This is a genomic window from Ectothiorhodospira lacustris (assembly GCF_022227845.1).
In the GTDB taxonomy this organism is placed as follows: domain Bacteria; phylum Pseudomonadota; class Gammaproteobacteria; order Ectothiorhodospirales; family Ectothiorhodospiraceae; genus Ectothiorhodospira; species Ectothiorhodospira lacustris.
Genome location: NZ_JAJNQN010000032.1, coordinates 1 through 2875, shown reverse-complemented (window position 1 = coordinate 2875; position 2875 = coordinate 1). Strand labels below are relative to the sequence as shown.

Genomic DNA, 2875 nt, shown 5'->3' with positions numbered 1-2875 from the left:
CTCCAGTCTTCAACCTGAAAAAGCTTGCGCACGAGAACGCAGCCAAACATGCCGCGCAGCGCATGGAACTCGAAAATCTTTTCCGCAACTCGTAGTCCATCGGGCCGTGAGCTTGTTAGCGAGCAGGGGAAGCGCACAGGCGCTGCATCTTTTCGGGCGCCGGCAGTCAGTGCGGGCTGAAAGCCCTTGATGTGCGGCCGCAATGATCAGGTTTTCGAGCGCACAACCCAGACTGATGAACAGCGCGTGATTGTCCAGGTCGACGACGGACAGGCGCCGGGACAGGTCGGGGTAGATCCTCACGATGTCTCGATCCACCTAAAACTGCCACGGTTGGGTGTTATGGCCTGACGGGGCACGCACGGCGAACGAGATCAATTCCCGGGCAAGGTGGTTCATCGTCGCAGGGGCTCCCCTCAGTCAGTGTGGGGTCCTGACCAGCTTGTCCATGGAAATGGGCGCTCGTCCGACTCGCCTGTCAGAAAGCGGGCGGTGACCGCCAGCCAATGGGCGATGCCTTGACCGAACCAGGCGATACTCGCGTTGCGCTCGTTGGTGAACAGCATCCAGAAGAACTGGAGGATGGCGCAAATACCGAGCACGGTTTGGGCGAGATTCACCAGGAGCACCAGGATCAGCATGATGAGACCATGAAACCAAAGGTTCTTGGGCGGGGGCGGCACGGTATGGGGCGGCGAGTTCATGGGTCTGGCTCCTGGATGATGTGGGTAGGGGCGGCACGAGCCATATTCATCGTGTCGGCCTGATACCAAAGATAGCCGCTGCCACTGCCGAGTGCTTGGCAAAAGAGGATGGCTCGTCGGTGTTTTCGAGCGAATGCCGCTCATCCTGCACCAACTGGTTGCTCAGGAACGCCATCCTGTCCATGTCTCCGGTGTAGCGGTCGATGCGCTCGATGGCCTCGGTGATGTGAGCGAGGTAGTCGGCAAGACGTTGCTGGTCGCGGGTCATACGGGGCGGGCCTCTGCGAGTACCTTGGCCCGGAATATGACGAAGGCCGGTTCAGATGCCGGAAACACACTCAAATCCGGATACCCTGAAATTCCAGCGACAGGTAGATGACTTCCATGCGGCCAGCCAGTGAATCCTGCGCCTTGGGTGAGAAGCAACACCACAGGATCTGGCTGTGGAAAACACCGTCCAGGAGGGGCCCATGCCACGCCCGCTGCAGGCAGCACGCTGCGACTACGCTCTTGTGGTCGTGGAGATGTCCACACAATGGGCGTACTATTTAGGCGTGACGTTTAGCCGGTGCAGGCATCTCTTGCCAGTGCACCCAGGAGGCCTTCATGCCGACCGCCTTTCCCCATGATGATGCGCCCCCCGGCTGCGCGCCACCTTTGCTCACCACCGGGAGACGGTGGACAGGCACTGATGCCCGCTTCGGTCATCATTGAGCCGCTCGACAAGGCTCGCCATCAGCGAGCCGCGTTCACTTCGGGGGTGTCTCAAGTGGACCGCTACCTACAGGAGACGGCTAGCCGCCTCGCGCCCTCTCTGGCGCAGCAGCTCGTGCAGCGGATCCGGGATCCGGGGTTCTGATTGTGAAACAGCCCGGAGGGTAGATTTGGTCATGGTGTGTCCGTTTTTGTTGGTTGAGATCTTGGTTGTGATCAGCCAACAGGATACGCCACCCTACCTTATTGATGACCCAGTGCGTGGCAAGCCCCGCCGTTCAGGGCATTTGTAAGGTAGTGCTTGAGAGTTCAAAGAAGGTTTGCCATTGAGGGATGGAAAACCCATCGTAAAGCCAACCGTCAAGGAGTCAGAACAATGACATCCAAAATGGAAACGCAAACCTTTTTCTGGCTGTTGCTGCTGGTTTCCGTAGGCTTTCTCTGGGTGCTGAAACCCTTTTTCGGGCCGATTTTCTGGGCCTGCGCCGTCGCCATCATCTTCACTCCCGTACAGCAATGGTTGTTGCCCCGATTCAACCACCGACGCAACGTCACCGCGCTTGCGACCCTGGGCATCAGTATCATCATCGTGGTAATCCCGTTCATCTTTGTCGCCAGCTCCGTGGTTTCCCAAGGGATCAACCTCTACCAAAAGCTCGACAGCGGTGATATCAGTCTGGAAGGAATCGTGACCCAGGTCAGCACCCGCTTCCCGTTCATACAAGAGATGCTGCTCAGGTACGATGTCCAACTCGATGAGCTCCAGAACCGGGTGACCGAGGCCGCCATGGCCACCGGTAAATTTATGGCTGAGCGCAGCATCAATATTGGCCATAACGCCTTTCAGTTTATCCTGAATCTTGGCGTCATGATCTACCTCACCTTCTTTATGCTAAGAGATGGGAAGCGCATGGTTGAACTCGTCAAGCAGGCGGTCCCGCTCGGCGAGGAGCGCAAAGGCCTGCTGTTTGCCAAATTTGCCGAAGTCACTCGCGCCACTGTGAAAGGCAATATCGTGATTGCTGCGATCCAGGGCTCTCTGGGTGGGATCATTTTCTGGTTCCTGGGTATTCCCGCGGCCGTGCTGTGGGGTGTGGTGATGGCGGTGGTCTCCCTGATCCCCGCCATTGGCGCCGTCCTGATCTGGGGGCCCGTGGCCATCTACCTGTTCGCCGTCGGCAACTATGTGGATGCTATTATTCTCACCCTCTTTGGCGCTGTGGTCATTGGCCTGGTTGACAACATACTGCGCCCGATCCTCGTGGGTCGGGACACCAAATTGCCCGACTATTTGGTGCTGACGTCCACGCTCGGTGGCATTGCCCTGGTGGGCATTAACGGCTTTGTCATCGGGCCGCTGATTGCCGCGCTGTTCATGGCGTTTTGGGGCATTTTTATTCGGGAATTCAATCACCGGGATCCCGTCTAGCTGAATCCTCAATGATAAAAATGACCCG

Annotated in this window: 3 protein-coding genes; 1 reads left to right on the top strand and 2 read right to left on the bottom strand. The window is 57.8% G+C overall.

Annotation, left to right across the window (positions count from 1 at the left end):
* Positions 1–416: 416 nt before the first annotated feature.
* On the bottom strand, positions 417–704 hold the full coding sequence (locus tag LQ956_RS14755; RefSeq protein WP_238623498.1) for a DUF4389 domain-containing protein: 288 nt from the start codon (positions 702–704) through the stop codon (positions 417–419).
* 46 nt (positions 705–750) lie between these two features.
* Positions 751–972: a ribonuclease HepT family protein gene (locus LQ956_RS14750; RefSeq protein WP_238623497.1), complete on the bottom strand. Its 222-nt coding sequence runs from the start codon at positions 970–972 to the stop codon at positions 751–753.
* An 822-nt stretch (positions 973–1794) separates the two neighbouring features.
* Between LQ956_RS14750 and LQ956_RS14745 the strand changes: the two genes are divergently transcribed.
* The gene (locus LQ956_RS14745) at positions 1795–2847 is read left to right on the top strand and encodes an AI-2E family transporter (RefSeq protein WP_238623496.1); all 1053 of its coding nucleotides are present in this window, start codon (positions 1795–1797) and stop codon (positions 2845–2847) included.
* Positions 2848–2875 lie beyond the last annotated feature (28 nt).

Excerpts from the sequence above, each read along its gene's own strand:
- LQ956_RS14755 (WP_238623498.1), bottom strand. The coding sequence starts at position 704 with ATGAACTCGCCGCCCCATACCGTGCCGCCCCCGCCCAAGAACCTTTGG.
- LQ956_RS14750 (WP_238623497.1), bottom strand. The coding sequence starts at position 972 with ATGACCCGCGACCAGCAACGTCTTGCCGACTACCTCGCTCACATCACC.
- LQ956_RS14745 (WP_238623496.1), top strand. The coding sequence starts at position 1,795 with ATGACATCCAAAATGGAAACGCAAACCTTTTTCTGGCTGTTGCTGCTG.